The 2780-nt window shown below is 46.7% G+C and carries 3 protein-coding genes; all 3 read right to left on the bottom strand.

What is annotated here, in order from left to right; genetic code table 11:
- Positions 1-86 precede the first annotated feature (86 nt).
- Positions 87-449 (bottom strand): DUF948 domain-containing protein, encoded by a 363-nt coding sequence (locus AC9UH7_RS06180; RefSeq protein ID WP_509596269.1) that lies wholly within the window; start codon positions 447-449, stop codon positions 87-89.
- Positions 450-469: 20 nt separating this feature from the next.
- Complete coding sequence (gene aspS / locus AC9UH7_RS06185; protein WP_509596271.1) at positions 470-2224, bottom strand: aspartate--tRNA ligase; 1755 nt, start codon at positions 2222-2224, stop codon at positions 470-472.
- A 22-nt stretch (positions 2225-2246) separates the two neighbouring features.
- On the bottom strand, positions 2247-2780 hold a 534-nt coding region (locus tag AC9UH7_RS06190; protein WP_509596273.1), incomplete at its 5' end, for a His/Gly/Thr/Pro-type tRNA ligase C-terminal domain-containing protein.

Consider the following 2780-nt stretch of genomic DNA (forward strand, 5'->3'; position numbering starts at 1 on the left):
ACTGTATGCGTTAAACCCTGACGATTATCAGATTCAAAGAAGCGCAGCCAGCGCGAACGGATCTCGGCGGATTCCACTAGCTAGGATCACTCCGCCTTCTTCTTCTTTGAGCGGCCTTTACTCATTTGAGCAGCAGACAAAATCGCCCCAGCTACTTTCACTGCAGACCCGTTCTTGTTCACAAAAGATGATGTTGCTTCATTTACCTTGTCAGACATTTCTTCAATATTTTTTGTCACGCGGTTAATGCTGTGAAGAGGACCATTTACAAGGGTCACAGTGGTGTTCAACTCATCGATCAATGGCGCAGTCTCTTCTGTCAGGACTTTCAAAGATGCACTTGCCTCGTCCACTAAGCGACCAACCCGAATAACGACATATGCGATTGCAAGGGAGATCACCGCTAACGATGACGCCGCAATGATTGTTGCTATTCCTCCAGGACCCATGTCTTTAGCCTACCTGACCCTTACTTATCTTCGCTGGCTTTTGCTTGTGGAACCCAATCGATTCCGCTCTCTTTACGTTGAGCGGGAGTAATTGGAGTGGGAGCACCGGTTAATGGATCTCCTCCACTGGCAGTCTTTGGGAAAGCAATGACTTCACGAATCGAGTCAGACCCAGTGAGGAGTGCGCACACACGATCTAGACCTAGCGCAATTCCACCGTGTGGAGGTGGACCATAATTAAAAGCTTCCAACAAGAAACCGAACTTACTGTTGGCCTCTTCATCACTTAATCCAATGACAGAAAAAACATCCTTCTGAATGGTGCGATCATGGATACGAATAGATCCGCCACCTAATTCAGTTCCATTCAAAACAATGTCATATGCATAAGCAAGTGCTGATGCAGGATCTGACTTAAATGTAGATGCAAACTCTGGTTTTGGTCCGGTAAATGGGTGGTGAACGGCTGTCCAACCTCCGTTATCTGTAGGTTCAAACATAGGAGCATCCACAACCCATAAAAATTCCCACTTGCCATCAGGAATTAGCCCACATCGCTTACCGATTTCTAAGCGAACCGCTCCAAGCAAGTTAAGCGAAGCGGTGCGATCACCGGCTGCAAAGAAAATCGCATCTCCAACTTTGGCACCAGCTGCTTCAACAATGCCGGCAGTTTCCTTTTCAGAAATATTTTTAGAAACTGGTCCGCCCAAAGTTCCATCTTCATTTACCAGAATGTAAGCCAAGCCTTTGGCCCCGCGTGCCTTTGCCCAGTCCTGCCAAGCATCTAACTCACGGCGTGCAGAGGTTGCTCCTCCAGGCATAACGACAGCACCTACATATGGTGCTTGGAAAACTCTAAATGGCGTCTCAAGGAAAAACGAGGTGAGATCAACCAACTGATTTCCAAACCGAAGATCTGGCTTGTCCGATCCGTAATGCGTCATGGCATCTGCATAAGTCATGCGCTGCAATGGAAGCGGAATGTCGTAGTTAACAGTTTCCTTCCAAATGCGAGCGACTATCTTTTCCGCAACTGCCAAAATGTCCTCTTGGTCAATAAATGACATCTCTATATCTAGTTGAGTGAACTCTGGTTGACGATCTGCGCGAAAATCCTCATCACGGAAACAGCGGGCAATTTGGTAGTACTTTTCCATGCCTGCAACCATCAATAATTGCTTAAATAATTGCGGAGACTGTGGAAGTGCATACCAACTACCAGGTTGTAAGCGAACTGGTACTAAAAAGTCACGAGCACCTTCCGGTGTCGATCGAGTCAAATAGGGAGTTTCGATCTCTAGAAAAGTTTCTTCCTCCATTACCCGACGAATGGTCGAGGTGACCTTTGATCGCAAACGAAGGTTATGTGCTGGCTTTTCACGACGAAGATCTAAATATCTGTATCTCAAACGAACTTCTTCATTGATATCTGTGTCATCGCCACTATCAACTGGAAAAGGTAGGGGCGCAGACTCTGAAAGAACTACAACAGTGTCCCCCATGACCTCTATTTCACCGGTCGCGATGTTTGAATTCTGATTTCCATCTGGACGGGAAACAACTTCTCCTGTGATCATCAAGCACCATTCGGCACGCAAAGATCCCGCAACTTTTTCATCTCGTATAACAACCTGAACTGAGCCCGACGCATCTCGAAGATCAATGAAAGCCACCCCACCATGATCGCGTCGACGAGATACCCACCCTGCAAGGGTTACCGTTTGACCCGTATGTAACTTACGAAGTGATCCTGCTTCATGTGTACGCAACATAAATTAGTCCAATTTTCCCGTTTTAGATAGCTTCGAGCAATGAGTCAATCTTAACTGAAGATGTGTGCCCAGTTTTCATCTCTTTCAATTCAACAGTTCCATTGGAAATCTCTGATTCGCCAAGGACTACGACATAGGTAGCGCCACTCTTATCAGCGCCCTTCATGGCCCCCTTTAACGCTCGATCACCAAAAGCAATTTCGACTGTTTTGCCATGACTTCTTAAATCGGCAGCAATAGTGAGCGCTTTGACTTTTGCTACCTCCCCTAAAGGAATAATAAAGAGATCTGAAACAAAATCCTCATTGCCAATTACGCCTTCCGCTTCTGCCGCCAGAAGGGCGCGATCAACGCCTAAACCAAATCCGATACCAGATAGTGATTGACCTCCGAGTTGTTCCATTAATCCGTCATATCGTCCGCCTCCACCGATGCCTGATTGAGCACCCAGAAGTTCATGGACAAATTCAAAGGTAGTGCCGGTGTAGTAATCCAACCCACGGACCATTCGGGGATTAACAACGTATGCGATTCCTAATGCGTCCAGATGTTTCTG

Origin of the sequence: Candidatus Planktophila sp. (genome assembly GCF_044348745.1) — a bacterium.
GTDB lineage: Bacteria > Actinomycetota > Actinomycetes > Nanopelagicales > Nanopelagicaceae > Planktophila.